At 69.2% G+C, this 23,657-nt stretch carries 18 protein-coding genes; 10 read left to right on the plus strand and 8 right to left on the minus strand.

What is annotated here, in order from left to right; translation table 11 throughout:
* Positions 1-229 precede the first annotated feature (229 nt).
* Positions 230-874 (minus strand): OmpA family protein, encoded by a 645-nt coding sequence (locus ACM6JT_RS28965; RefSeq protein ID WP_034178753.1) that lies wholly within the window; start codon positions 872-874, stop codon positions 230-232.
* 349 nt (positions 875-1,223) lie between these two features.
* Between ACM6JT_RS28965 and apbC the strand changes: the two genes are divergently transcribed.
* The 5 genes from apbC (at position 1,224) to ACM6JT_RS28990 (ending at position 6,929) form a co-directional block, all read left to right on the plus strand.
* Positions 1,224-2,315 carry an iron-sulfur cluster carrier protein ApbC gene (gene apbC, locus ACM6JT_RS28970; RefSeq protein WP_034178752.1) on the plus strand — a complete coding sequence of 364 codons (1,092 nt, stop codon included), beginning with the start codon at positions 1,224-1,226 and terminating at the stop codon, positions 2,313-2,315.
* A gap of 133 nt (positions 2,316-2,448) precedes the next feature.
* Positions 2,449-2,985, plus strand: coding sequence for a superoxide dismutase [Cu-Zn] (sodC, locus tag ACM6JT_RS28975; protein ID WP_034178751.1), 537 nt, complete (start codon positions 2,449-2,451; stop codon positions 2,983-2,985).
* Between the two features lie 195 nt (positions 2,986-3,180).
* On the plus strand, positions 3,181-3,750 hold the full coding sequence (gene dcd / locus ACM6JT_RS28980) for a dCTP deaminase (protein ID WP_006398615.1): 570 nt from the start codon (positions 3,181-3,183) through the stop codon (positions 3,748-3,750).
* Between the two features lie 81 nt (positions 3,751-3,831).
* Positions 3,832-6,111 (plus strand): arginine/lysine/ornithine decarboxylase, encoded by a 2,280-nt coding sequence (locus tag ACM6JT_RS28985; RefSeq protein WP_034178750.1) that lies wholly within the window; start codon positions 3,832-3,834, stop codon positions 6,109-6,111.
* Entirely contained in the window at positions 6,111-6,929 is an 819-nt protein-coding gene (locus ACM6JT_RS28990) for a lysozyme inhibitor LprI family protein (protein ID WP_175749809.1), read from the plus strand. The genes ACM6JT_RS28985 and ACM6JT_RS28990 overlap by 1 nt, the downstream gene beginning before the upstream one ends.
* A 106-nt stretch (positions 6,930-7,035) precedes the next feature.
* On the opposite strand, the gene ACM6JT_RS28995 is transcribed toward ACM6JT_RS28990, so the two are convergent.
* The 5 genes from ACM6JT_RS28995 to ACM6JT_RS29015 form a co-directional block, all read right to left on the minus strand.
* Positions 7,036-7,719, minus strand: a complete 684-nt coding sequence (locus tag ACM6JT_RS28995) for an HAD family hydrolase (RefSeq protein ID WP_034179403.1) — start codon at positions 7,717-7,719, stop codon at positions 7,036-7,038.
* A 94-nt stretch (positions 7,720-7,813) separates the two neighbouring features.
* Complete coding sequence (gene argH / locus ACM6JT_RS29000) at positions 7,814-9,223, minus strand: argininosuccinate lyase (protein ID WP_034178748.1); 1,410 nt, start codon at positions 9,221-9,223, stop codon at positions 7,814-7,816.
* Between the two features lie 88 nt (positions 9,224-9,311).
* On the minus strand, positions 9,312-11,657 hold the full coding sequence (locus tag ACM6JT_RS29005; protein WP_414857750.1) for a fimbria/pilus outer membrane usher protein: 2,346 nt from the start codon (positions 11,655-11,657) through the stop codon (positions 9,312-9,314).
* 33 nt (positions 11,658-11,690) lie between these two features.
* Positions 11,691-12,401 carry a molecular chaperone gene (locus ACM6JT_RS29010; protein WP_175749806.1) on the minus strand — a complete coding sequence of 237 codons (711 nt, stop codon included), beginning with the start codon at positions 12,399-12,401 and terminating at the stop codon, positions 11,691-11,693.
* 6 nt (positions 12,402-12,407) lie between these two features.
* On the minus strand, positions 12,408-12,941 hold the full coding sequence (locus ACM6JT_RS29015) for a spore coat U domain-containing protein (RefSeq protein ID WP_034179402.1): 534 nt from the start codon (positions 12,939-12,941) through the stop codon (positions 12,408-12,410).
* 252 nt (positions 12,942-13,193) lie between these two features.
* Here ACM6JT_RS29015 and ACM6JT_RS29020 point away from each other — a divergent pair, with 252 nt between their 5' ends.
* A complete protein-coding gene (locus tag ACM6JT_RS29020; RefSeq protein WP_105392940.1) occupies positions 13,194-14,192 on the plus strand; it encodes a spore coat protein U domain-containing protein in 999 nt (332 codons plus the stop codon).
* A gap of 6 nt (positions 14,193-14,198) precedes the next feature.
* On the opposite strand, the gene ACM6JT_RS29025 is transcribed toward ACM6JT_RS29020, so the two are convergent.
* Positions 14,199-15,008 (minus strand): helix-turn-helix transcriptional regulator, encoded by an 810-nt coding sequence (locus ACM6JT_RS29025; RefSeq protein WP_034178744.1) that lies wholly within the window; start codon positions 15,006-15,008, stop codon positions 14,199-14,201.
* Between the two features lie 260 nt (positions 15,009-15,268).
* Between ACM6JT_RS29025 and ACM6JT_RS29030 the strand changes: the two genes are divergently transcribed.
* Complete coding sequence (locus tag ACM6JT_RS29030; protein ID WP_105392938.1) at positions 15,269-16,021, plus strand: class I SAM-dependent methyltransferase; 753 nt, start codon at positions 15,269-15,271, stop codon at positions 16,019-16,021.
* A gap of 137 nt (positions 16,022-16,158) precedes the next feature.
* On the opposite strand, the gene ppc is transcribed toward ACM6JT_RS29030, so the two are convergent.
* Positions 16,159-19,173, minus strand: a complete 3,015-nt coding sequence (ppc, locus tag ACM6JT_RS29035) for a phosphoenolpyruvate carboxylase (protein WP_034178742.1) — start codon at positions 19,171-19,173, stop codon at positions 16,159-16,161.
* A gap of 207 nt (positions 19,174-19,380) precedes the next feature.
* Here ppc and hemC point away from each other — a divergent pair, with 207 nt between their 5' ends.
* From hemC to ACM6JT_RS29050, 3 genes are read left to right on the plus strand one after another with little or no spacing between them, the layout of a single operon-like run.
* Positions 19,381-20,382 (plus strand): hydroxymethylbilane synthase, encoded by a 1,002-nt coding sequence (gene hemC, locus ACM6JT_RS29040; protein ID WP_034178741.1) that lies wholly within the window; start codon positions 19,381-19,383, stop codon positions 20,380-20,382.
* Entirely contained in the window at positions 20,382-22,352 is a 1,971-nt protein-coding gene (gene hemDX, locus ACM6JT_RS29045) for a fused uroporphyrinogen-III synthase HemD/membrane protein HemX (RefSeq protein WP_034178740.1), read from the plus strand. The genes hemC and hemDX overlap by 1 nt, the downstream gene beginning before the upstream one ends.
* Before the next feature lie 2 nt (positions 22,353-22,354).
* Positions 22,355-23,542 (plus strand): heme biosynthesis protein HemY, encoded by a 1,188-nt coding sequence (locus tag ACM6JT_RS29050; protein ID WP_034178739.1) that lies wholly within the window; start codon positions 22,355-22,357, stop codon positions 23,540-23,542.
* Positions 23,543-23,657: the final 115 nt, after the last annotated feature.

Below are 23,657 nucleotides of genomic sequence, written 5' to 3' on the forward strand. Positions count from 1 at the left end.
CAGCACGAATTCTGCAGGCAAAAAAAACCGGGGCGGATACGGCCCCGGAGCAACAACGACAAGAGGAGAATGGTGACGCGCCGGCAACTACCAGCCGCGTACCGTAAATACTGACCACGGCCCGCGACGGAAGTTCGAAAATTTTTTCGATTTGTTACCGGCCCCGACGGACGCCTTGTCCGGCGGGGCTGCGCGGGCGGCGTGCCCGCGCCTTCTCCTCGTCGTGCGCTTACTGCGCCTGCGCTGCGCGCAGGTAGATTTCGACGCGGCGGTTCTGTGCGCGGCCGGCTTCGGTCGCGTTGTCCGCGATCGGGTTCGACGGGCCCATGCCCTGCGCCGACAGGCGGCCGGCGTTGACGCCGCGCTGCGCGAGCGCGTTCACGACGCTTTGCGCGCGGTTCTGCGACAGCGTCTGGTTCAGCTGCGCCGAGCCCGTGCTGTCCGTGTAGCCGACGACCGATGCCGTCACTTGCGGGTTCTGGTTCAGCGTCGTCGCCAGGTCGTTCAGCAGCGGCGTGAATGCCGGCGTGATCGCGTACTGGTTCGTCGCGAACGTCACCGAGCTCGGTACGTTCAGCTTCAGCGAGCCGTCCGGCTGCTCGGTCACCTGCGTGCCCGTCTTCGCTGCCGACGGCGCGAGCTTGTTCCTGATCGCCTGCCAGTTGTAACCCGTCACGCCGCCGACCAGCGCGCCGACGCCCGCGCCGATCGCCGCGCCCTTGCCGCCGCCAGCCAGAGCGCCGATGCCTGCACCCAGCGCCGCACCCGTGCCGGTACCGACGGCCGTGTTGGTGCCTTGCGGCGATGCGCAGCCGGCCAGCACTGCACCGGCCAGGGCGAAGACGGACAGGCGAGTCGCGATTTTCATGTTCATCTTGGATTCCTCTCTTGGTTGAACGAGTCGACAACGACAACTACAGTTACGGCTCCCCGCACAGGCCGCCCGAAAAAGGAGGGCGGGCCTGGCGCTAGCGGCAGCCGCCGAGGCGGTTGCATGCCCTGTCCGTCAACATGGCTGTTCGGACAGCGCGACGCGTCAGCCTCTACAATATAGGCGGTTAGTGGCCGATTTGGCCCCATAGCGTGCCGCACGCGAAGAGTGCGCCGGGTCGCGCGTTCGCGCAATGGCATGCAACAGATTCTTTCACTTTTCCCGATTTTCGCAGCGTAATTTGATATTTTTTGACGTTTGCGCGCGAGAAAAACGTTTTCACGGAGTTTCGATGAGCATTGACCGGGCACAAGTCGACGCCGCACTGGCGGCTGTCGTCGACCCCAATACCGGCCGGCCGTATGCGGCGAACAAGGGCGTGCGCAACGTCGCGATCGACGGCGATGTCGTGGCGCTCGACGTGGTGCTCGGTTATCCCGCGCGCAGCCAGCACGACGACGTGCGCGCACGCGTCGCGGCAGCGCTCCAGGCCGTGCCGGGCGTGCGCGACGCGCGCGTCGCCGTGTCGCAGGAGATCGTCGCGCACACGGTGCAGCGCGGCGTGAAGCTGCTGCCGAACGTGAAGAACATCGTCGCGGTGGCGTCGGGCAAGGGCGGCGTCGGCAAGAGCACGACGGCCGTGAACCTCGCGCTCGCGCTCGCCGCGGAAGGCGCATCGGTCGGCATTCTCGATGCCGACATCTATGGCCCGTCGCTGCCGACGATGCTCGGCATCCACGGCCAGCGCCCCGAGTCGCCCGACAACCAGTCGATGAACCCGCTCGTCGGCCACGGGCTGCAGGCGAACTCGATCGGCTTCCTGATCGAGGAAGACAACCCGATGGTGTGGCGCGGCCCGATGGCGACCTCCGCGCTCGAGCAGTTGCTGCGCCAGACCAACTGGCGCGAGCTCGACTACCTGATCGTCGACATGCCGCCCGGCACCGGCGACATCCAGCTGACGCTCGCGCAGCGCGTGCCGGTCACGGGCGCGGTGATCGTCACGACGCCGCAGGACATCGCGCTGCTCGACGCGAAGAAGGGCCTGAAGATGTTCGAGAAGGTCGGGATTCCGATCCTCGGCATCGTCGAGAACATGAGCATCCACATCTGCTCGAACTGCGGCCACGAGGAGCACATCTTCGGCGCCGGCGGGGCCGAGCGGATGGCGAAGGACTACGATGTGAACGTGCTCGGCAGCCTGCCGCTCGACATCGCGATCCGCGAGCGGGCCGACAGCGGCACGCCGACGGTCGCGGCCGATCCGGACGGTGCGCTGGCGCGGCGCTACCGCGACATCGCGCGCGGGGTCGCGCTGGCGATCGCCGAGCGCGCGCGCGACATGACGTCGAAGTTCCCGACCATCGTTGTTCAAAATACGTAAAACCCTTGCGGGGCGGGGCCTCACGCTGTTTACGGCGCCGCGAGGCGCGGTATCATGGCGACTTTTCCCGGGTCCCTTTACCCGCCCGGCACGGCCGCCGTGTCAAACGGCCGTCAGCCGGCATGAGGATTGAATGAAACAACGACATCACGGGGTGCGCGCCGGCCGCGCGCGGCACGCGCTGCTGGCCGTCGCCGCGCTGGGCCTGCTGGCCGGCTGCACCTCCTTTTCCTCGTCGCACGAAAAACGGGCCGACGCACAGCTGCAGCCGACGGTCGGCTCGCAGGCGCGCGGCGCGGTGACGTTCGTCGAGCGTCCGGACGGCGTCCAGGTCACCTACAACCTGGTCGGCCTGCCGCCGAACAGCGATCACGCGCTGCAGGTGCACGAGCGCGGCGACTGCAACGCGGGCGACGGCTCGAGCGCCGGCCAGGTGTTCGCGCCGGCCGCCGACCGTCTGCGCGCGGGCGCCCGCGTCGCCGGCGACCTCGGCAACATCCATGCGGATGCGAACGGCGTCGCGGCCGGCTTCATCGTCGCTCCAGATCTGGCCCTCGATGGCGTGCGCTCGGCGATGAGCCGCGCGGCGCTGGTGCACCGCGAGCCGAGCGATCCCGCGTTTCCGCAGCATGGCGCGGGGCCTGCGCTCGCCTGCGGCGTGATCCGCTGACGGCTGCCGCGTGCGCGGGCCGATGATCGCGTAAAATGTCCGCCTTTCCCCGCCGCCGCCTCGTATCGGCGGCTTTCGTTTTCCGTCACGCAGCGTTTCCTGGCGCCCCGATATGACACGACCCCCACGCTCACTTTGTTCGCTGCCCCCCGAGGGGGCGGTCAGCCTCCTTGGGACGGCCCGGCGGAGGCTGACATGAGCATCAAGTCCGACAAGTGGATTCGGCGCATGGCCGAAGAGCACAAGATGATCGAGCCGTTCGTGCCCGATCAGGTTCGCGCGTCCGAGGATGGCCGCCGGATCGTCAGCTACGGCACGTCGAGCTACGGCTACGACATCCGCTGCGCAGACGAATTCAAGATCTTCACGAACATCAACTCGACGATCGTCGATCCGAAGAACTTCGACGAGGGTTCGTTTGTCGATTTCAAGGGCGACGTGTGCATCATCCCGCCGAACTCGTTCGCGCTGGCCCGCACCGTCGAATATTTCCGCATCCCGCGCACCGTGCTGACGGTCTGCCTCGGCAAGTCGACCTATGCGCGCTGCGGGATCATCGTCAACGTGACGCCGTTCGAGCCCGAGTGGGAAGGCTACGTCACGCTGGAATTCTCGAACACCACGCCGCTGCCCGCGAAGATCTACGCGAACGAAGGCGTCGCGCAGGTGCTCTTCTTCGAGAGCGACGAAGTGTGCGACGTGTCGTACGCCGATCGCGGCGGCAAGTATCAGGGGCAGCGCGGTGTCACGCTGCCGAAAACCTGATCTGGTTGCATATCGTCTCACCAGTTTCCGGGTGACCGCTGCGCGTGACGCGCCGCGGTCGTTCTTTTTGGAGAATCGCCCATGAAGTTTCGTTTCCCCGTCGTCATCATCGACGAAGATTTCCGCTCCGAGAACATCTCGGGCTCCGGCATCCGGGCGTTGGCCGAAGCGATCGAGAAAGAGGGCGTCGAAGTCCTCGGCCTCACGAGCTACGGCGATCTGACGTCGTTCGCGCAGCAGTCGAGCCGCGCGTCGTGCTTCATCCTGTCGATCGACGACGACGAACTCATGCTCGGCGAAACCGGCCCGGACGGCGAGCTGCCCGAGCTCGCGACCGCGATCATCGAGCTGCGCGCGTTCGTCACCGAAGTGCGCCGCCGCAACGCGGACATCCCGATCTTCCTGTACGGCGAGACGCGCACGTCGCGGCATCTGCCGAACGACATCCTGCGCGAGCTGCACGGCTTCATCCACATGTTCGAGGACACGCCGGAGTTCGTCGCGCGCCACATCATCCGCGAGGCGAAGGTCTATCTCGACTCGCTCGCGCCGCCGTTCTTCAAGGAACTCGTCAAGTACGCGGACGAAGGCTCGTACTCGTGGCACTGCCCGGGCCACTCGGGCGGCGTCGCGTTCCTGAAGAACCCGCTCGGCCAGATGTTCCACCAGTTCTTCGGCGAGAACATGCTGCGCGCGGACGTCTGCAACGCGGTGGACGAACTCGGCCAGCTGCTCGATCACACGGGCCCGGTCGCGGCGTCCGAGCGCAATGCGGCGCGCATCTTCAGCGCCGATCACCTGTTCTTCGTGACCAACGGCACGTCGACGTCGAACAAGATCGTCTGGCACGCGACGGTCGCGCCGGGCGACATCGTGCTGGTCGACCGCAACTGCCACAAGTCGATCCTGCACGCGATCACGATGACGGGCGCGATTCCGGTGTTCCTGACGCCGACGCGCAACCATTTCGGCATCATCGGGCCGATCCCGCGCGACGAATTCAAGCCGGAGAACATCCGCAAGAAGATCGAGGCGAACCCGTTCGCGCGCGAGGCGCTGCGCGAGAACCCGGACATGAAGCCGCGGATCCTGACGATCACGCAGAGCACGTACGACGGTGTCGTCTACAACGTCGAGATGATCAAGGACCTGCTCGGCGACCTGCTCGACACGCTGCACTTCGATGAAGCGTGGCTGCCGCACGCGACGTTCCACGATTTCTACCGCGACATGCACGCGATCGGCGACGGCCGCCCGCGCACGGGCGCGCTGGTATTCGCGACGCACTCGACGCACAAGCTGCTCGCCGGCATCTCGCAGGCGTCGCAGATCGTCGTGCAGGATTCGGAGAACCGCACGTTCGACAAGCACCGCTTCAACGAGGCGTACCTGATGCATACGTCGACGAGCCCGCAGTACGCGATCATCGCGTCGTGCGACGTCGCGGCCGCGATGATGGAGCCGCCGGGCGGCACCGCGCTCGTCGAGGAATCGATCGCCGAGGCGATCGACTTCCGCCGCGCGATGCGCAAGGTCGACGCCGAATACGGCGACGACTGGTTCTTCAGCGTGTGGGGCCCGGACAACCTGTCGGAAGAGGGCATCGGTTCGCGCGACGACTGGATGCTGAAGCCGAACGACCACTGGCACGGCTTCGGCCCGCTCGCGGAAGGCTTCAACATGCTCGACCCGATCAAGGCGACGATCATCACGCCGGGGCTCGACGTCGACGGCGAGTTCGGCGAGACGGGCATTCCGGCCGCGATCGTCACGAAGTACCTGGCCGAGCACGGGATCATCGTCGAGAAGACCGGCCTGTACTCGTTCTTCATCATGTTCACGATCGGCATCACGAAGGGCCGCTGGAACTCGATGGTGACCGAGCTGCAGCAGTTCAAGGACGACTACGACAACAATCAGCCGCTGTGGCGCGTGCTGCCGGAATTCGTCGCGCAGCATCCGCGCTACGAGCGCGTCGGCCTGCGCGACCTGTGCACGCAGATCCACGACGTGTACCGCGCGAACGACATCGCACGCCTGACGACCGAGATGTACCTGTCGGACATGGAACCGGCGATGAAGCCGTCGGACGCGTTCGCGAAGCTCGCGCACCGCAAGATCGACCGCGTGCCGCTCGACGAGCTCGAAGGCCGCGTGACGAGCATCCTGCTGACGCCGTACCCGCCGGGCATTCCGCTGCTGATCCCGGGCGAGCGCTTCAACAAGACGATCGTGAACTACCTGCGGTTCGCGCGCGACTTCAACGAGCGTTTCCCGGGCTTCCACACCGACATCCACGGCCTCGTCGCGGAAGAGGTGAACGGCCGCGTCGAGTACTACGTCGACTGCGTGCGCGACTGATGGCGACGCACGGACGATTCCGGGCGATGCGCGCGGCGGTGGCCGCGCTCGTCGTCTGGGCGGCAGGGGCGGCGGGGCTGGCGGGGTCGGGCGTCGCGCACGCGGAAGTCGCGGCGGCCGACCCGATCGACGTCGCGATGCGGCAATGCCTCGCGCGGCGCGACCGGTCGTCGACGGCCGGCCAGATCCAGTGCATGGGCGAAGCGCAGCAGCAGTGGCAGACGGTGATGGACGGCGCGTACCAGCGCCTGTTGAAGGATGCGCCGGCCGACGCGAAGCGCGGCTGGCAGGACAGTCAGCGCCGCTGGGTCACGTGGCGCAAGGATGAAATCCTTCTGCTGAAGGCCGTGTACGACACGACGCGTGGCACCGCGTACACGATGTCGAGCGCCGACATGCAGCTGCAGCCCGTGCGCGATCGCGCGCTGGCGCTGCGCGGCGCGGCCGATCGTTTTGCGCCGCCGCCCGCTGCCGTACCGGTCGCGGCTACGAGCGGCACGAGCGTGGCCGAGGGCGCGGCCGCGTCGAACGGCAAGCCGGCGGCGAACGCGTCGCGCGATCCGGCCGTGCGGCGCGTGCGGCCGTGCGAACAGGATGCCGCGTGCGAGCACGCGCTGTTCGACCTGAACCGCTATTACCAGAAGCTGCGCCGCAAGATGCCTGCGCATTCGGCCGCGACGCTGGTGCGCGCGCAGCGCGCGTGGGTCGCGTTCCGCGATGCGACGGCGCCGCTCGTCGGCGAGGACGGTCGCGTCGACCTGATCGGCGCGCGCATCGCGACGATGAAGCGGCTGTCGGAGACGGCCGGCAACAAGTAGAAGCCGTCGCGACGCCGGTCGTTCGGCGGCACAACAAAACGGGCACCCTTGGGTGCCCGTTTGCATTTGGCGGTGCGCAGCGCACCGTGTTTCGCGCTCGCGTGTCCTACGCCGGCTTCTGCGTGTCGTACCGGCCGAACCACGACGGCACGAGTGCGACCGCATCGTCGAGCGACGCGAGCACGTGCAGGCTCAGCGCGACGATTTCGGGCGTCGGCGCCTTCAGGTCGGGCACGGTGACGACCGACGCGCCCGCGCCGGCGGCCGACTGCGCGCCGAAGTCGCTGTCCTCGAACGCGACGCACGTATGTGCCGGCACGCCGAGGCGTTCGGCCGCGAGCCGGTAGACGGCCGGATCGGGCTTGCCGCGCGCGACTTCGTCGCCGCCCGCGATCGCGCGGAAGAACGGCAGCACGCCGACTGCGTCGAGCCGCGCGCGGATCACGTCGCACGCGGACGACGACGCGACCGCGCACGGGATGCCGGCCTGTGCGAGCGTGTCGAGCAGCGCGAACGCGCCGGGCTTCAACGGGAACTTCGGATGGGGTTCGGGCGCCGCGAGTTGTTCGCGTACGCGGATGCGCACGGCGTCGAACGTATCGGGATTGCCGATCAGCCGCGCCAGGATGACCTGGCCCTCGGCGAACGAGCGGCCGACGATCTGCAGGTAGTCGGTGGCCGTCAGCGCGACACCGTGTGCGTTCGACACGTCGATCCACGTGTTCATGATGGTCCGCTCGGAATCGACGAGCAGGCCGTCCATGTCGAAGAGTGCGGCGGAAAAGGTCATCGGCGACATCGGGGAAGCAGGGCAGGCAATGGGCGGCGCAACGGCCGCCCGAATGAAAAACGGACGCCGAAGGCGTCCGTCCGGGACAACGGGCTTACCGGCCGAGCGCGGCGCGGGCGGCCTTGACCGCCGCGCGCACCTGGTCGGGTGCGGTACCGCCCGGATGGTTGCGGCTGGCGACCGAACCCTCGAGCGTCAGGTAGCCGAACACGTCGTCGCCGATCAGGTGCGCGACGTTCGGCAGTTCCTGCTTCATCTCGTCGAGCGTCAGGTCGGCGAGATCGATGCCGCGGTCGTCGCAGATCCGCACCGCGTGCGCGACGGCTTCGTGCGCGTCGCGGAACGGCAGGCCGCGCTTCACGAGGTAGTCGGCGAGGTCGGTGGCGGTCGAGAAGCCCTGCAGCGCGGCAGCGCGCATCGCGTCCGGCTTCACGGTGATGCCCGCGACCATTTCGGCGAAGATCCGCAGCGTGTCGGCGACGGTGTCGACCGTGTCGAACAGCGGTTCCTTGTCTTCCTGGTTGTCCTTGTTGTACGCGAGCGGCTGGCCCTTCATCAACGTCAGCAGCGCCATCAGGTGGCCGTTCACGCGGCCCGTCTTGCCGCGCGCGAGCTCGGGCACGTCCGGGTTCTTCTTCTGCGGCATGATCGAGCTGCCGGTGCAGAAGCGGTCGGCGATGTCGATGAAGCCGACGCGCGGGCTCATCCACAGCACGAGTTCTTCGGAGAAGCGCGACACGTGCGTCATCACGAGCGCGGATGCGGCCGTGAATTCGATCGCGAAGTCGCGATCCGACACCGCGTCGAGCGAGTTCGCGCAGATGCCGTCGAAGCCGAGCGTCTTCGCGACCGCGTGGCGATCGATCGGGTAGCTCGTGCCCGCGAGTGCGGCCGCGCCGAGCGGCAGGCGGTTCACGCGCGTGCGGCAGTCGCGCATGCGCTCCGCGTCGCGCGAGAACATCTCGACGTACGCGAGCAGGTGGTGGCCGAACGTGACGGGCTGCGCGACCTGCAGGTGCGTGAAGCCCGGCATGATCGTGGCGGCGTTCTGTTCCGCGAGGTCGAGCAGCGCGCCGCGCAGGTCGTTCAGCAGGCCGCCGATGCGGTCGATCTCGCCGCGCAGCCACAGGCGGATGTCGGTCGCGACCTGGTCGTTGCGCGAGCGGCCCGTGTGCAGGCGCTTGCCGGCGTCGCCGATCAGCGCGGTCAGGCGCGCCTCGATGTTCAGGTGGACGTCCTCGAGGTCGAGCTGCCATTCGAATTCGCCGCGCTCGATCTCGCCCTTGATCTGCGCCATCCCGCGTTCGATCGCGGCCAGGTCGTCGGCGCTGATGATCTTCTGCGCGGCGAGCATGTTCGCGTGCGCGAGCGAGCCGGCGATGTCGACGAGCGCGAGGCGCTTGTCGAAAAACACCGACGACGTGTAGCGCTTGACCAGCTCCGACATCGGTTCCGAGAAGCGGGCCGACCAGGCCTCGCCCTTTTTGTGCAGTTGGGACGTCATGGCGATTCTTCGAAGGGGAGTTGGGCGGCGTGCGCCGCCGAGGGAATCCCGCAATTCTAACATTCGCGGGCCTGGCGGCCGGCGCGGGCTAGCGGGGCGTGCAGGTCAGCGGGCCGATCCGCGGCAGCGTGCCGTCGTCCGGCCGCCGGTACGAGAACACGACGACGCAGTCGTGGCCGCCGCCGGAGATTTCCAGGCGGTTGTTCGCGACGAGGCCGTCGACGAACGTGAGGCCGTCGTAGCCGACGATCGTGCGCTGGCCGCTTTCGACGTGCACGACGTCGAGGCCGGGCGGCAGCGGCGCGCCGTCCGGCGTGCGCAGTGCGATCGACGCCGCGCGGTAGCGCGTGACCGGGAAGCGCGCGAGCACGCCCGAGCGGGCCTGCGGCACGACGTCGAGCGTCGTGTCCGCGATGCGCGCATCGGCCGGCAGCGTCGTGCCGTCGATCGCGACGCGATTGTGCTGGTACGCGCTCAGATCGGGCACCAGCAGGTAGCCCGTGCGGTCGGTCTCGCCGATCGGCCGGTTCTGGTGCAGCACCGGCACGCGCCCGGCATCGGTCGACACGAGCGCGAAGCCGTCGTCGATGCGGCGCGACGTCAGCAATTGGCCGTTCATCAGCACGAGCGCGCCGGTCACGTCGACCGACGCGTCGTGCTGTCCGCCGAACGACTGTCCGAGCAGCGTGACCTGGCCCGCACGGCCCAGGTATTGCAGCTGCCCCTGGCCGTAGCGCAGCGGGCCGTTCTCGCCGGCCTGCACGTTCCAGCCGAAGCCGCCGTCGTAGTCGGGCGCGCGCGACGCGCTGACCGCGCGGGTCGACTCGCCGTTCTGCCGGCCGACGCTCGCCGCGACCGACGTGTTGTCGCCGAGGCCGACGCTCAGGCTGACGAAGAAGCCGCGCGCGTTGTGCTGCCGGAAATCCTGGAATGCGCTGACGGTCATCGACGCGAGCATCCCGACGTTGACCGACCACGCCGCCGAGCCGATCCGCGATGCAGGCGCGCCCGGGTATTTGAGGCCGAGATAGCTGAACGACAGCGTCTGCGCACGGAGGAACGGGAACGACACCGTCACGCGGTCGCTGACGGTCGCGACCGGCGTGCCTTCGCGCGCGCCGAGGTCGCCGTAGCCGCCGAACGCGCGCAGCGTCTGCGCGTCGACCGAGAAGCGCGGCGTCACGTACTGGTAGCCGAGGCCGGCCTGCGCGCCGGAGAAGCGCCCGGCGCCGACGGCCAGCGACGCGTTCGCGACACCCCCGCCGCCGATGCGCGCGAGCACGCCCGCGCCGGCGTTATAGACGCCGCTCGTCGCCTCGGCGTGTGCCTCGGCGGTCAGCCGCTCGGTGACGCCGTAGCGCACCGATCCGCTCGCGGCCGGCGTACGCGCATAGTCGAACGCGTCCTGGCCATATGCGCGGCGCAGGAAGCCCGCCTCCACCGAATAGCTGGCGAGGCCGGGCGCGAGCAGGCGCGTGTCGACGTAGAGCGGGATCGACGTGGCGATCGTGCGGCCGAGCGCGTCGCGCGTGATCACCGTCGCGTTGCCGGCGCCGGTGATGCCCGGCACGCTGTTGATCACGAACGGGCCGCCCGGCACGTTGCCGCTGAACTGGCGCACGTTGTTCACGTACAGGTCGACCGCCGACGGCACGACCGCGCTGCCCGACAGCGCCGGCACCGGGAAGGTCACGAGATCGGGGCGCAGGCCGAAGTTGCTGCGCCACTGCACGCCGCCGATGCGCAGCGAGCGGGTCCACGACAGCGACGACGAGATGGTGTCGCCGAATTGGGTCGTTGTGAGCGTGCGCGGGTCGGACACCGTCCACGACGTGTCGTAGCGCATGTAGCGCTGCCCGTCGCGACGGAAGTAGCCGATGCCGGTGTTGCTGAACACGCCGGCCGGATCGAAGTAGCGCGCCTCGGTCCACACCGCGAGCGGCGCATGCGCGGCGGTCTGCGCGTATGCGTCGTAGTTCAGCACGATGCCCCGGCCGGACGTCGCGGGCGGTGTGGCGGCGAGCCCGCGCGCGTCGAACGTGTGCGGAATGCGCAGCGCGTCGGGCACGTGCAGGTCGATCGTCTGGCGGCCCGGATCGTAGTCGTAGCGCAGGCCCGCGAGCGCGTCGAGCGCGACCGGCGTGTTCGACAGCGGCTGCGCGCGGTCGCCGCTGGCGATGCCGAGGTCGTTCAGGTCGGCCGACGCCGCGAACAGGTGGCCGTCGGCCTGCCGGAAGCGCGCGATCCGGCGGGTCGGCTCGCCGTTGATCGACACGTCGAGGTACAGCACGCCGGGCTCCGGGGCCGCGGAAGGGGGCAGCTCGGGGGCCGGCTGTGCGCCTGCGGTGCCCGCGCGCAGCGCCAGCGTGAGGGCGGCGAGCCACGCGTAGCGCCTGGCAGGCGTCGTTCGATGGGCATGTCGCGTCGTCGGCACGCGCAACGGGGCGGGAGGGCGCCAGCGCCGGATTCAGCGCGGCGTCAGCCGGGCCTCGACGGGTTGCGTGTTTACCGTCGCGCGGACTTTCACGAACGGCGACGGGCGCGCGTCGAGCTTGAGCGGCCAGTGCCGCACGCTGCCGGCCAGTGCGTAGCCGAGCAGCCCGCGCGCGACTTCATGCGCGTTGCCGTGCGCATCGACGAGCTGCACTGCGGAGAGCTGCGCGCGCCGGCCGCCGAGATTCGCGACCGACAGCCGCAGGCCCTGCGAATCGGCCTCGATGCGCCAGTCAAGCTGCGGCGGGGTGGGCGGTGCGGCGGGTTCGACGAACACCGGCACCGAGTAGCGCACGCGGATCGTGATGCCGTTCTGCGCCGGTGTGCCGGGCGCGGGCAGCTCGTCGATCAGCACGCGATAGCTTTCCTCCATGACCGGGCTCGCGCGCGTGGTGCGCACGAGGCGGATCAGCTGCTCGGCGTTCGCGCTGATCTGCAGCAACGGCGGCGACGCGGCGAGCGAATCGGTCGGCGTCAGCACGTCCTCGCCGTTCTCCTGCGTCCAGCGGAACGTGCGCACCTGGCCGTAGATCGGCTGCACGCCCGAATTGCTGAGCGTGACGCCCGCCGCCGTGACCGACGGCGACAGCTCGAGCGTTACCGGCGAAATCTGCAGCGTCGCGGCCGTCGCGGTTGCAGCCGACGCGGCGCACAGTGCGGCGACAAAACAGGGGCCGATCGCCACGGCGGGTCAGAAGTAGACGGTCGCGGTGACGGTGGCCTGGTAGGTGTCCGGTTTCGGGGTGGCTTGCGTCTGCACCTGGCCGTATACGTTGAGTGTCTGGGCGGAGCCGTTGCCGGTGCCGCCGACGGTGTCGGTGCCCTGCGTGTTCCCCCAGATCGTCGTGTGGCCGCTGTCCTGGAACAGCTGGAAACCGACCGTCGTGCCCGTGTTGCCGCTCGTCGTGCCGGCCATCAGCCGCGCGCTGACCGTCGAGCCGGAGACGCCGCCCGCGTCGAGCCCGACGTTGTACGGCGTCGTGTTGCTGCAGGTGATGGAGAGCGTGGTCTGCTGGTTGATCGCGGCCGTCAGTACGCCCGAGGTGCCGAATGCGAGCGGGTTCACGTTGACCGAGCAGTTCGCCTGGATGGTCAGCGTGACGTTGAATTGCGCGGTGGCGGTGCCGTTGGAATAGACGGCGGCGGCGGCAGGGCGCCAGGCCGGGGTGAGTGCGATGGTCGCCGCGATGGCGGTGGACAGCGCGTGACGCGTGATGGCGTTCATTGTGATGGTCTCCAGCCGTTCCGGGCGTATCGCCCCGGCCTGCAGTGCCCGAACCGCGTGATTCGCCGTGTCGACCGAACCGCACATTCGTCTGACTAGATTACTCTACGCATTTGGTTGCATGCAATGGTAGAAATACGGACTAGTTTGCATTGTCTGAATATTGTGCGGGCGGCCGGTTTGATCTGGATCAACGGTTGGGGCGGCAGCCGGGCAGCGACCGGAACGAATGCTTTTCTATTGGGGGAAACCATGGCGGAGCGGCGGGTCGCGCGGGCGTACCGGTATCTGCGTCGGGTGGCGTGCTGGCTGCTGGCCGCGCTGCTGTGCGGGCCGTGGCTGTCCGCGCAGGCGGACAGCTGCACGGTGAGCGCGCAGACGACGAGCTTCGGTTCGGTCAGCCCGATCACGCAGGCGGCGTACACGACGACCAGCACGGTGGGCGTGACGTGCACGTGGGATACGTTGAGTCTCAACACGACCGTGCTGGTCTGCCTGAATCTCGGCGCCACGAGCCCGCGCGCGATGACGAACGGGGCCAACCAGATGCAGTACGACCTGTACCAGGACAACGGCTATACGCAGGTCTGGGGCGCGGTCGCCAGCGGCACGACGCCGATGTCGGTCACGCTGGCGAAACCGGGGATCGGCACGAGCGCGAACGCGACCCTGACCGTTTACGGCCGCATCGCGCCGAACCAGCCGACCGTGCCGAGCGTGAACAACAGCAGCACGCTCTATTCGCAGACGTTCGCCGGGAACCAGGCGTCGTACAGCTACAACTTCGCACTGCTCGGCATCCAGCTGGTGCCATGCACGTCGCAGGCGTCGGCGGGCACGTTCGCGTATTCGACGAACGCGACCATCGTGAACAATTGCTTCATCAGTGCGACGAATGTTGCGTTTCCCGCAACGGGCGTGCTCGCGTCGGCGCTGACGGCGAGCGGCTCGATCAGCGCGCAATGCACGAACGGCGATGCGTTCCAGATCGCGCTGAACGGCGGCAGCAGCGGCAACGTCGCGGCCCGCACGATGCAGCGCTCGGGCGGCGGCGGCTCGGTAGGCTATCAGCTCTACCAGGACAGCGGCTTGACGACGCCATGGGGCGACGGCACCGGCGGCACGTCGATGGCGACCGGCACCGGCAGCGGGTTCGCGCAGGCGCTCACCGTCTACGGTCGCGTGCCCGCGCAGGCGACGCCCGCGCCGGGCAACTACAGCGACACGATCACCGCGACGATCAGTTTTTGAGCCGGCTCAGTCGCGCACCAGTACGACCAGCTTCAGGTCCTCGCGGTGCGCGGGCTTCAGCGTGATCTGCTGGTACACGAGGCGGCCGTCGGCCGGATGGTCGAATTCGCGCAGGCCGCCTTCGCGCTCGAACACGTCCTGCGACGCCCAGTACTGCGCGAACGCGTCGCTGCCGGCAGTCAGCGCGTCGATCAGCGCGCGGGTCGGCGCGTCGGCCAGGTGGCGGATCGAATCGGCGCGGAATTCGGCCGCGAGCCGCCGCGCGCGGGTTTCCCAGTCGACGATCAGCGTGCGCGCGGCCGGCGACATGAACGTGAAGCGCAGCAGGTTGCGGTCGTGCTCGCCGTCGAGCCAGCCGGAAAACAGCGCGGCGGCCGGCGCGTTCCACGCGAGCGCGTTCCATTGCCGGTCGAGCACGTACGCGGGTGTCGCGATCGCCGCGACGGTCGCGGCGAGCGTCGGCGGCAGGTCGCCGCCAGCGACGTCGGGCTCGGCCGGATCGCGCTGCGCGGCCAGTTCGAACAGGTACGCGCGCTCGGCCTTCGACAGCTGCAGCGCGACGGCGATCCGCGCGAGCGCGTCGGCCGACGCCGACACCGGGCGACCCTGTTCGATCCACGTGTACCAGGTCGGGCTGACGCCGCACAGTTGCGCAACTTCCTCGCGCCGCAGCCCCGGCGTGCGGCGGCGCGGGCCGGGCGGCAGGCCGACGGCCTGCGGAGACAGCCGCTCGCGGTGGGCGCGGATGAATTCGCCGAGCGCGCGGGCGGGCGTGGCGTCGAGCGGCGGGACAGGGGCAGAGGACGGCTGGTTCATGCGGAAACGGCGAAGTGGAAGCGAGGATGCGGCAACGATCAGACAGGTGTATCGAATACCAGAATAACTGCTTAACTTGTACTGGTACAAACGCAAGCCTATTGTAGCGGCTCGCGCGCTGGCAGGCAGCGGGCGTCCCACAAAACGCGTTGCAGGGGCCGGATGCGAAGCATGGGGCTGGAGTAAGTGCTGAAGCACTTACTCCAGCCGACACAAGTGCCGAAGCGCCCACTCCGGTCGACAGCACAGAGGAGCGAACGATGAAACACCACGACCAGGTCGCCGACGCATTCGGCACGACGGCCGCCGCCTATCTGACCAGCACGGTCCACGCGACGGGCGCCGATCTGCAGACGCTCGCCGACGCGGTGCGCGCGACGCCCGATGCCGCCGTGCTCGATCTCGGCTGCGGTGCCGGCCACGCGAGCTTCGCGGTCGCGCCGCACGTGCGCGACGTGGTCGCATACGATCTCGCCGCGCCGATGCTCGCGACCGTCGATGCGGCCGCGCGCGAGCGCGGGCTCGCGAACATCCGCACGCAGCAGGGCCCGGCGGAACGGCTGCCGTTCGACACGGCGACGTTCGACTGGGTCGTGAGCCGGATGAGCGCGCACCACTGGCACGACATGCGCGCGGCGCTCGCCGAGGTGCGCCGCGTGCTGAAACCGGGCGGCCGCGTGCTGATGATCGACATTGCGGGCAACGACCATCCGCTGCTCGACACGTACCTGCAGGCCGCCGAAGTGCTGCGCGACGCGTCGCACGTGCGCGACTACCGCGCGGACGAATGGCTCGCGATGTTCCGCGATGCCGGTTTCGACGCGCACGTGCATAGCCGCTGGCGGCTGCCGATCGATTTCGACACGTGGGTCGCGCGCATCCGTACGCCGGCCGACAGCGTCGCCGGCATTCGCGCGCTGTGGGCACATGCACCCGACGAGGTGCGCGGCTATTACGCGGTGCGGCCCGACGGTTCGTTCGAACACGACGCGCTGCTGATCGACGCGCATTGACCGGGCCGGCCGGCGCGGCACGCCGGTGCCGTGCGGCCTCCCGATGAAAAAAGCCGCGCTACGCACCGTGGGTACGGTGGCGTAGCGCGGCTTTTGCGATGCCGGCCGGCGCGGAACGGGCCCGCGCCGCATGCGGATCAGCCCGTGTTGCGCAGGCCGGCCGCGATCCCGTTGATCGTCAGGTGAATCCCGCGGCGCAGCCGCGCGTTCGTGTCGCCCGCGCGGTGACGCTTGATCAGCTCGACCTGCAGGTGGTTCAGCGGATCGAGATACGGGAAGCGGTTCTTGATCGAGCGCGCGAGCAGCGGGTTGGTCGCGAGGCGGCCTTCTTGCCCGGTGATTTCCGCCAGCGCGTTCGACGTGCGTTCCCATTCCGCGACGATCCGCTCGAACACGTGCTTGCGCAGCTTGCGGTCGGAGACGAGCTGCGCGTAGCGCGACGCGACCGCGAGGTCGGTCTTCGCCAGCACCATGTCCATGTTCGACATCAGGTTCGAGAAGAACGGCCAGGTCTTGTTCATCTTCTTCAGCAGTGCGACGCGCTTCGTGCGCTCGGCTTCATCCTGCGCGCCGTCGAGATACGCGCTCACCGCGCTGCCGAAGCCGTACCAGCCCGTCAGCAGCAGCCGGCACTGGCCCCACGAGAAGCCCCACGGAATCGCGCGCAGATCCTCGATCTTGCGCTGCTTCGGATCCTGCAGCTTGCGCGAAGCCGGGCGGCTGCCGATGTTCAGCTCGGCGATCTCGGTGATCGGCGTCGACGAGAAGAAGTAGTCGGTGAAGCCCGGCGTTTCATAGACGAGCGCGCGGTACGCGGCCATCGCCGAGTCGGACAGCGTCTGCATCGCAGCCTCGAACGCGGGCAGTTGCGCAGGGGCGTTCGACTGCGGCAGCAGCGACGCCTCGAGCGTCGCGGCGACGACCGTCTCGAGGTTGCGCCGGCCGATCTCGGGGTTCGCGAACTTGCTCGCGATCACCTCGCCCTGTTCGGTCAGGCGGATCTGGCCGTTCACGGTGCCCGGCGGCTGCGACAGGATCGCCTGGTAGGTCGGGCCGCCGCCGCGGCCGACCGTGCCGCCGCGGCCGTGGAACAGCCGCAGCGTGATCTTGCGGTCGCGGAACAGGTCGACGAGCGCGAGTTCCGCGCGATACAGCTCCCAGTTCGACGTGAGGAAGCCGCCGTCCTTGTTGCTGTCCGAGTAGCCGAGCATCACTTCCTGCTCGGCGCCCTGGTGCGCGATCAGCGCGTCGACGCCCGGCAGTGCGAAGTATTCGCGCATGATGCGCGACGCGTCGCGCAGGTCGGGGATCGTCTCGAACAGCGGAATCACCATCAGGCTGTTCCTCGCATGGCCGCCGGGCACGCCGAGCGCGCCTTCGAGCAGCCCCGTCTCCTTCTGCAGCAGCAGCACCTCGACGAGGTCGCTGACGGTTTCCGTATGCGAAATGATGTAGTTGCGCACCGCGCGCGCGCCGAATTGCGCGCGCACCTCGCGCGCCTTCTCGAACACGCCGAGCTCGCTCTGCGCGAGCGCCGAGTATTCGAAGTACGGCGAGCGCAGCGGGCGCGGATCGGCGAGCGCGGCGAGCAGCACGCGGAGTTTGTCTTCCTCGGCGAGCGCCGCGTAGTCGGCCTCGACGCCCGCGCGCGCGAACAGCTCGGCGACCACCGCTTCATGGATGTCGGAGCTCTGGCGCAGGTCGATGCTCGCGAGATGGAAGCCGAACACTTCGGCCGCGCGCACGAGCGGCGCGAGGCGCGGCGCGGCGAGCGACGTGCCGTGGTGTTCGTCGAGCGACGCGGTCAGCACCTTCAGGTCGGCGACGAACGCTTCGGAATCCTCATACGGGATCGCGCGCACGGGCGGCGCGCCGCGGCCCGCGCTGCGCACGGGCACCGTGCCTTCGCCCAGGCGCACGCGTGCGCTCGCGGCAAGGCGCGTGTAGATGCCGATCAGCGCGCGGCGATACGGTTCGTCGACGCGGTGCGGCGACTGGTCGGGCGAGGCGGCCGCGAGCGCCTTCACGCCATCGCTCGCGCCGACCAGCAGGTTCGACACCGACAGCTCGGCGCCGAGCTTGTGCACCTGTTCCAGATAGTGCTCGAGGATCACCGCGGCCTGGCGGTTGATCGCCTCGTCGAGCGTCGGCGCCGTCACGTTCGGGTTGCCGTCGCGATCGCCGCCGATCCAGCTGCCCATCTGGAAGAACGCGGGCACGCGCGCGGACAGGCCGTGCTCGGCGAGCGCGGCCTCGATGTCGCCGTACAGCGCGGGCAGCTCGTCGAGGAAGGTCGCGCGGTAGTACGACAGCGCGTTCTCGATCTCGTCGCCCACCGTCAGGCGCGCGTCGCGCAGCATGCGCGTCTGCCACAGCGCGGTCACGCGCGCACGCAGCATCGATTCGTTGTGCTGGCGCTCGCGCGCGGTCAGCTCCTGGTCGCGCTCGGCGAGCAGGCGCGCGATGTCGTGCTGCGCGTCGAGGATGCTCTTGCGCTGCACCTCGGTCGGGTGCGCGGTCAGCACCGGCACGATCAGCGCATCGTCGAAGAAGCGCTGCAGCAGGCGCTTCGACGCGTTGCCGGTCGTCTTCAGCTGATCGAGCGCGTACGCGACCGTGCCGGGCTGCGGCGCGGAGCCGGCCAGCGCGTGGATGCGGCGGCGGCGGTTGTGATGGCGGTCTTCCGCGATGTTCGCGAGATGCGAGAAATAGCTGAACGCGCGCACGACGCTCACCGTCTGCTCCGGCGTCAGCTTGCGCAGCTTCTTCTCGAGCGTCTGCGCGGCTTCGCTGTCGTCCTCGCGGCGGAACTTGACCGCGGTCTGGCGGATCGTCTCGACGACGTCGAACACGGTGTCGCCTTCCTGCTCGCGCACGACGTCGCCGAGCAGGCGGCCGAGGAATCGGATGTCCTCGAACAGCGGGCCGTCCTTGTCCTCGCGCGTGCGCGTGCCGGACTTCGGCGCGCCGGCCTTGCGGGCAGCGGGGCCGGCGGCTTTCGTCGTGCGTTTTGTCTGACGTATCGGGTCTTTCGGTTTCGTTGCCGTTTTCGCACGGCCGTTCGCGGCGGTGGCGACGGTGTCCGTCGGGGCGTCGGAGGAGGACAGGGCAGCATTGCGGCGCGCCGTACGCGCCGATCCGGAAGACTTCACGATGGGTTTCCTTGGGAAAGCTCGAGTCAAAAGGAACTGCGAAACTGCGGGAACTGCGGTCAAGCAACCAGCTACGTGCGGCACATCCGCGCATCGGCGCCGCGACCCGCTCGGCGGCCGGCCGGGCGCAGGCTCCGGGCCCGGGCGGGCCGGGGCGTGCGTGCTACCATTGTTCGGTCTTCAATCCCGTCCTTCGATGTTCCAGCAATGAATTCCGAGACCCTTGCGGCCGGGCCGCAACAGGCACAGCCGCCCGCGACGTTGACGATTGCTTCGCGCGAGAGCCGCCTGGCGATGTGGCAAGCCGAACATGTGCGTGATGCGCTGCGCAAATTATATCCAGCTTGTGACGTGAAAATCCTCGGGATGACGACTCGCGGCGACCAGATTCTCGATCGCACGCTGTCGAAGGTCGGCGGCAAGGGCCTGTTCGTGAAGGAACTGGAGAGCGCGCTGGCCGACGGCCGCGCCGATCTCGCCGTGCATTCGCTGAAGGACGTGCCGATGGCGCTGCCCGACGGCTTCTCGCTTGCCGCGATCATGGAGCGCGAGGACCCGCGCGACGCGTTCGTGTCGAACGACTACGCGTCGCTCGACGCGCTGCCGGCCGGCGCGGTCGTCGGCACGTCGAGCCTGCGCCGCGAAGCGATGCTGCGCGCGCGCTATCCGCACCTCGACGTGCTGCCGCTGCGCGGCAATCTCGATACGCGCCTCGCGAAGCTCGACCGCGGCGACTACGCGGCGATCATTCTCGCGGCCGCCGGCCTGAAGCGCCTCGGCCTCGAAGCGCGGATCCGCACACTGCTCGACGTCGAGACCAGCCCGCCCGCGGCCGGGCAGGGTGCGCTCGGCATCGAGATCGCCGCGCACCGCGACGACGTCGCCGCATGGCTCGCGCCGCTGCACGACCCGCGGACCGCGCTCGCGGTCGAGGCCGAGCGGATGGTGTCGCGCGCGCTCGGCGGCAGCTGTGAGGTGCCGCTTGCCGCGCACGCGGTGTGGCGCGCGGGCGAACTGTATCTGACGGGCCGCGTGTCGACGACCGACGGCAAGCGTGTGCTGACGGCCGAGGAGTGCGGAGCCGTCATGACCGTCGCCGATGCGCTCGCGCTCGGCCGCGCGGTGTCCGACGAGCTCGAGGCGCAAGGCGCGCTCGACATCGTCAAGGCGCTGCTCGCCGGCTCGCAGGCCGGCAAGGGCGACGCCTGATGGCGGGCGGCGCGCGCGCGTTCACCGCTGTCCTGACGCGCCCGGACGGCCAGTCGGACGCGCTTGCGTCGCAACTGGCCGATGCCGGCTGCGACGTGCTCGAATTCCCGCTGATCGACATCGCGCCGGTCGACGATCCGGCGCCGCTCGACGCCGCGTTCGCGGCGCTTGCCGACTACGCGCTCGTGATTTTCGTGTCGCCGAACGCGATCGACCGCGCGCTCGCGCAGTACGGCGCGATCTGGCCGAACGCGCTGCCGGTCGGCGTGGTCGGGCCCGGCAGCGTCGCGGCGCTGGAGCGGCACGGCATCGCCGCGCCCGCGCATCGCGTGATCGCGCCGCACGCGCCGGCCGACGGCGGCGTGCCCCGTTACGATTCGGAAAGCCTGTTCGCGTGCATCGAGGCCGCGTTCGGCGGCGCGCAGGCGCTGGCGGGCAAGCGCGTGCTGATCGTGCGCGGCGACGGCGGGCGCGAATGGCTTGCAGACCGGCTGCGCGAGGCCGGCGCGGACGTCACGCTCGTCGCCGCGTACCGGCGCGTCGTGCCCGAGCCGCGCGTCGGCGCATGGGAGCGCGTGCATGCGCTGCTCGACGGCGCACCGCATGCGTGGCTCGTCACGAGCTCGGAAGGCGTGCGCAACCTGCACGAACTCGCGCGGGCGCACCTGAACGATGCCGAAATCGACGCGCTGAAGCATGCGCCGCTCGTGACGCCGCACCCGCGGATCGAGCAGACCGCGCGCGCATTGGGTTTTGATAGGATTACGCTGACCGGCGCGGGCGATGAGCGCATCGTCCGCGCGTTTCGAACGATGGCCGACGAGGCCGTCCAACCGGCGACAGCCGCACCGGTGACTAAACGCATGACAGATACCAACGATTCCAAAAGCGTCGCTTCCCAGCCGGCCGCTGCATCCGCACCGCCGTCCAGTCCTCCTTATCTTGCGCCCGAGCCGCGCGCGCGCCGCGGCGGCAGTGCGCTGCTGTGGTTCGTCGTCGTCGTGGTCGGCTGCGCGGCGGGCGTCGGCGGCTATGCGCTGAACCGCAAGATCGACCGGCTCGACGGCACGTTCGTCGCGCGCCAGAAGGCGCTCGACGCGCAGACGGCCGAGACGCGCATGAAGACCGAGCAGGCGCTCGCGAGCACGCACCAGGTGGACACGCAGCTCGCGCAGCTCGACGGCAAGCTCGCCGACGCGCAGAGCGCGCAGCAGGCATTGCAGCAGCAATATCAGGACCTGTCGCGCAACCGCGATGCGTGGATGCTCGAGGAAGTCGACCAGATGCTGTCGAGCGCGAGCCAGCAGCTTCAGCTGACGGGCAACACGCAGCTCGCGCTGATCGCGCTGCAGAACGCCGACGCGCGTCTCGCGACGTCGCAGAGCGCGCAGGCCGTCACGGTGCGCAAGGCGCTCGCGCTGGACATCGAGAAGCTGAAGGCCGCGCCGGCGGCCGATCTCACGGGCCTCGCGATCAAGCTCGACGACGCGATCGCCAAGATCGACGCGCTGCCGCTGTCCGGCGAGGCGATCGTGCCGCATGCGGCGCCGAAGGCCGCGCCGGCCGACGCCGCATCGACGGCCGTGGCCGGCGCGCCGCGCTGGAAGGTCTGGTGGCACGACTTCTCGGCCGGCCTCGGTCAGCAGTTGAAGGGCCTCGTGCAGGTGCGCCGGATCGACAACGCGGACGCGATGCTCGCGTCGCCCGACCAGGGCTACTTCGTGCGCGAGAACGTGAAGCTGCGCCTGCTCACCGCACGGCTGTCGCTGCTCGCGCGCAACGACAGTGCGATGAAGGCCGACCTGCACGCCGCGCAGGCGTCGCTCGGGAAGTATTTCGATCAGGCGTCGAAGGACACGCAGACCGTCGAGGATCTGCTCAAGCAGGTTGACGGCGCATCGCTGACGGTCGCGGTGCCGAACCTGAACACCAGCCTGAACGCCGTTCAGCAGTTCAAGAGCCGGGGGTAACGATGACGCTTCGAGGAATCGTCTGGCTCGCGGTCCTGTTCGCGATCGCCGCGGCGCTCGCCACCTTCGGCCGTTTCGACGCGGGGCAGGTGCTGCTCGTCTATCCGCCGTACCGGATCGACGTGTCGCTGAACCTGTTCGTGATCGCCATCGTCGTGCTTTTCATCGTCGTGTATGCGCTGCTGCGCATCGTGCGCAACATCTGGCGCATGCCGCAGCGGGTCGCCGCGTATCGTGCGCGTTCGCGCAACGAGAAGGCACAGGCGTCGCTGCGCGATGCCATCTCGAACCTGTACGCGGGCCGGTTCTCGCGCGCGGAGAAGGCCGCGCGCGACGCGCTGTCGGTCGACGCGAACCTGGGTGCCGCGAGTCTCGTCGCGGCCACTGCCGCGCACCGGATGCACGAGTACACGCGCCGCGACGACTGGCTGTCGAAGGTCGACGCGCCCGAATGGCAGGACGCACGGCTGCTCGCCGCGGCCGACATGCGCGCGGACGCGCGCGATGCCGACGGCGCGCTTGCCGCGCTGGCCGACATGCAGGCGGGCGGCAAGCGCATCCATGCGCAGCAGGTTGCGCTGCGCGCGCAGCAGCAGTTGAAGAACTGGGCCGAGGTGCTGAAGCTCGCGAAGGCGCTCGAGAAGCGCGAGGCGCTGCATCCGGCCGCGGCCGTGCGGCTGCGCCAGCAGGCCGCGGAAAACCTGCTGCGCGAACGCCGGCACGATCCGGACGCGCTGCTCGAGGTGTGGCAGTCGCTGTCGCCGGTCGAGCGCCAGTCGCCGCGTCTTGCCGATCTCGCGGCCGACCTGCTCGTGCCGCTCGAGCGTCGCAACGAAGCGCGCCGCATCGTCGAGGAAGCGCTCGCGCACAACTGGGATGCACGTCTGCTGCGCCGTTACCCGGACACGGCCGGCGCCGATGCGCTGCCGCTGATCCAGAAGGCGGAAGGGTGGAAGAAGGATCACCCGGAGGATGCCGACCTGCTGTTCGCGCTCGGCCGTCTCTGCCAGCAGCAGCAACTGTGGGGCAAGGCGCAAGCGTTCCTCGAAGCGGCGCTGAAGCTGGCCGACAACGAGGCGCTGAAGGTGCGTGCGCATCGCGCGCTCGCGCGTCTGTTCGAGCAGCTCGGCGAAACCGACAAGGCCGCGAAGCACTACCGCGAAAGCGCGCTCGCGATTACCGTGGTCTGACGCAAGCCGCGGCCGCCTGCTGCCGGCGGCCCGCTGCGCTGCGCAACATGCCCCGAACGCCGGATGGCCTTCGGGGCATTTTCTTGTCCGCTGCGCGCCGGCGCCGGACGCGTTA

This window comes from Burkholderia sp. IT-111MI5 (assembly GCF_949752865.1).
Taxonomy (GTDB): Bacteria; Pseudomonadota; Gammaproteobacteria; order Burkholderiales; family Burkholderiaceae; genus Burkholderia; species Burkholderia pyrrocinia_C.

Bases quoted from the DNA above. Each gene is read 5' to 3' on its own strand.
- ACM6JT_RS28965 (WP_034178753.1), bottom strand. From the start codon at position 874: ATGAACATGAAAATCGCGACTCGCCTGTCCGTCTTCGCCCTGGCCGGT.
- apbC (WP_034178752.1), top strand. From the start codon at position 1,224: ATGAGCATTGACCGGGCACAAGTCGACGCCGCACTGGCGGCTGTCGTC.
- sodC (WP_034178751.1), top strand. From the start codon at position 2,449: ATGAAACAACGACATCACGGGGTGCGCGCCGGCCGCGCGCGGCACGCG.
- dcd (WP_006398615.1), top strand. From the start codon at position 3,181: ATGAGCATCAAGTCCGACAAGTGGATTCGGCGCATGGCCGAAGAGCAC.
- ACM6JT_RS28985 (WP_034178750.1), top strand. From the start codon at position 3,832: ATGAAGTTTCGTTTCCCCGTCGTCATCATCGACGAAGATTTCCGCTCC.
- ACM6JT_RS28990 (WP_175749809.1), top strand. From the start codon at position 6,111: ATGGCGACGCACGGACGATTCCGGGCGATGCGCGCGGCGGTGGCCGCG.
- ACM6JT_RS28995 (WP_034179403.1), bottom strand. From the start codon at position 7,719: ATGACCTTTTCCGCCGCACTCTTCGACATGGACGGCCTGCTCGTCGAT.
- argH (WP_034178748.1), bottom strand. From the start codon at position 9,223: ATGACGTCCCAACTGCACAAAAAGGGCGAGGCCTGGTCGGCCCGCTTC.
- ACM6JT_RS29015 (WP_034179402.1), bottom strand. From the start codon at position 12,941: ATGAACGCCATCACGCGTCACGCGCTGTCCACCGCCATCGCGGCGACC.
- ACM6JT_RS29020 (WP_105392940.1), top strand. From the start codon at position 13,194: ATGGCGGAGCGGCGGGTCGCGCGGGCGTACCGGTATCTGCGTCGGGTG.
- ACM6JT_RS29025 (WP_034178744.1), bottom strand. From the start codon at position 15,008: ATGAACCAGCCGTCCTCTGCCCCTGTCCCGCCGCTCGACGCCACGCCC.
- ACM6JT_RS29030 (WP_105392938.1), top strand. From the start codon at position 15,269: ATGAAACACCACGACCAGGTCGCCGACGCATTCGGCACGACGGCCGCC.
- hemC (WP_034178741.1), top strand. From the start codon at position 19,381: ATGAATTCCGAGACCCTTGCGGCCGGGCCGCAACAGGCACAGCCGCCC.
- hemDX (WP_034178740.1), top strand. From the start codon at position 20,382: ATGGCGGGCGGCGCGCGCGCGTTCACCGCTGTCCTGACGCGCCCGGAC.
- ACM6JT_RS29050 (WP_034178739.1), top strand. From the start codon at position 22,355: ATGACGCTTCGAGGAATCGTCTGGCTCGCGGTCCTGTTCGCGATCGCC.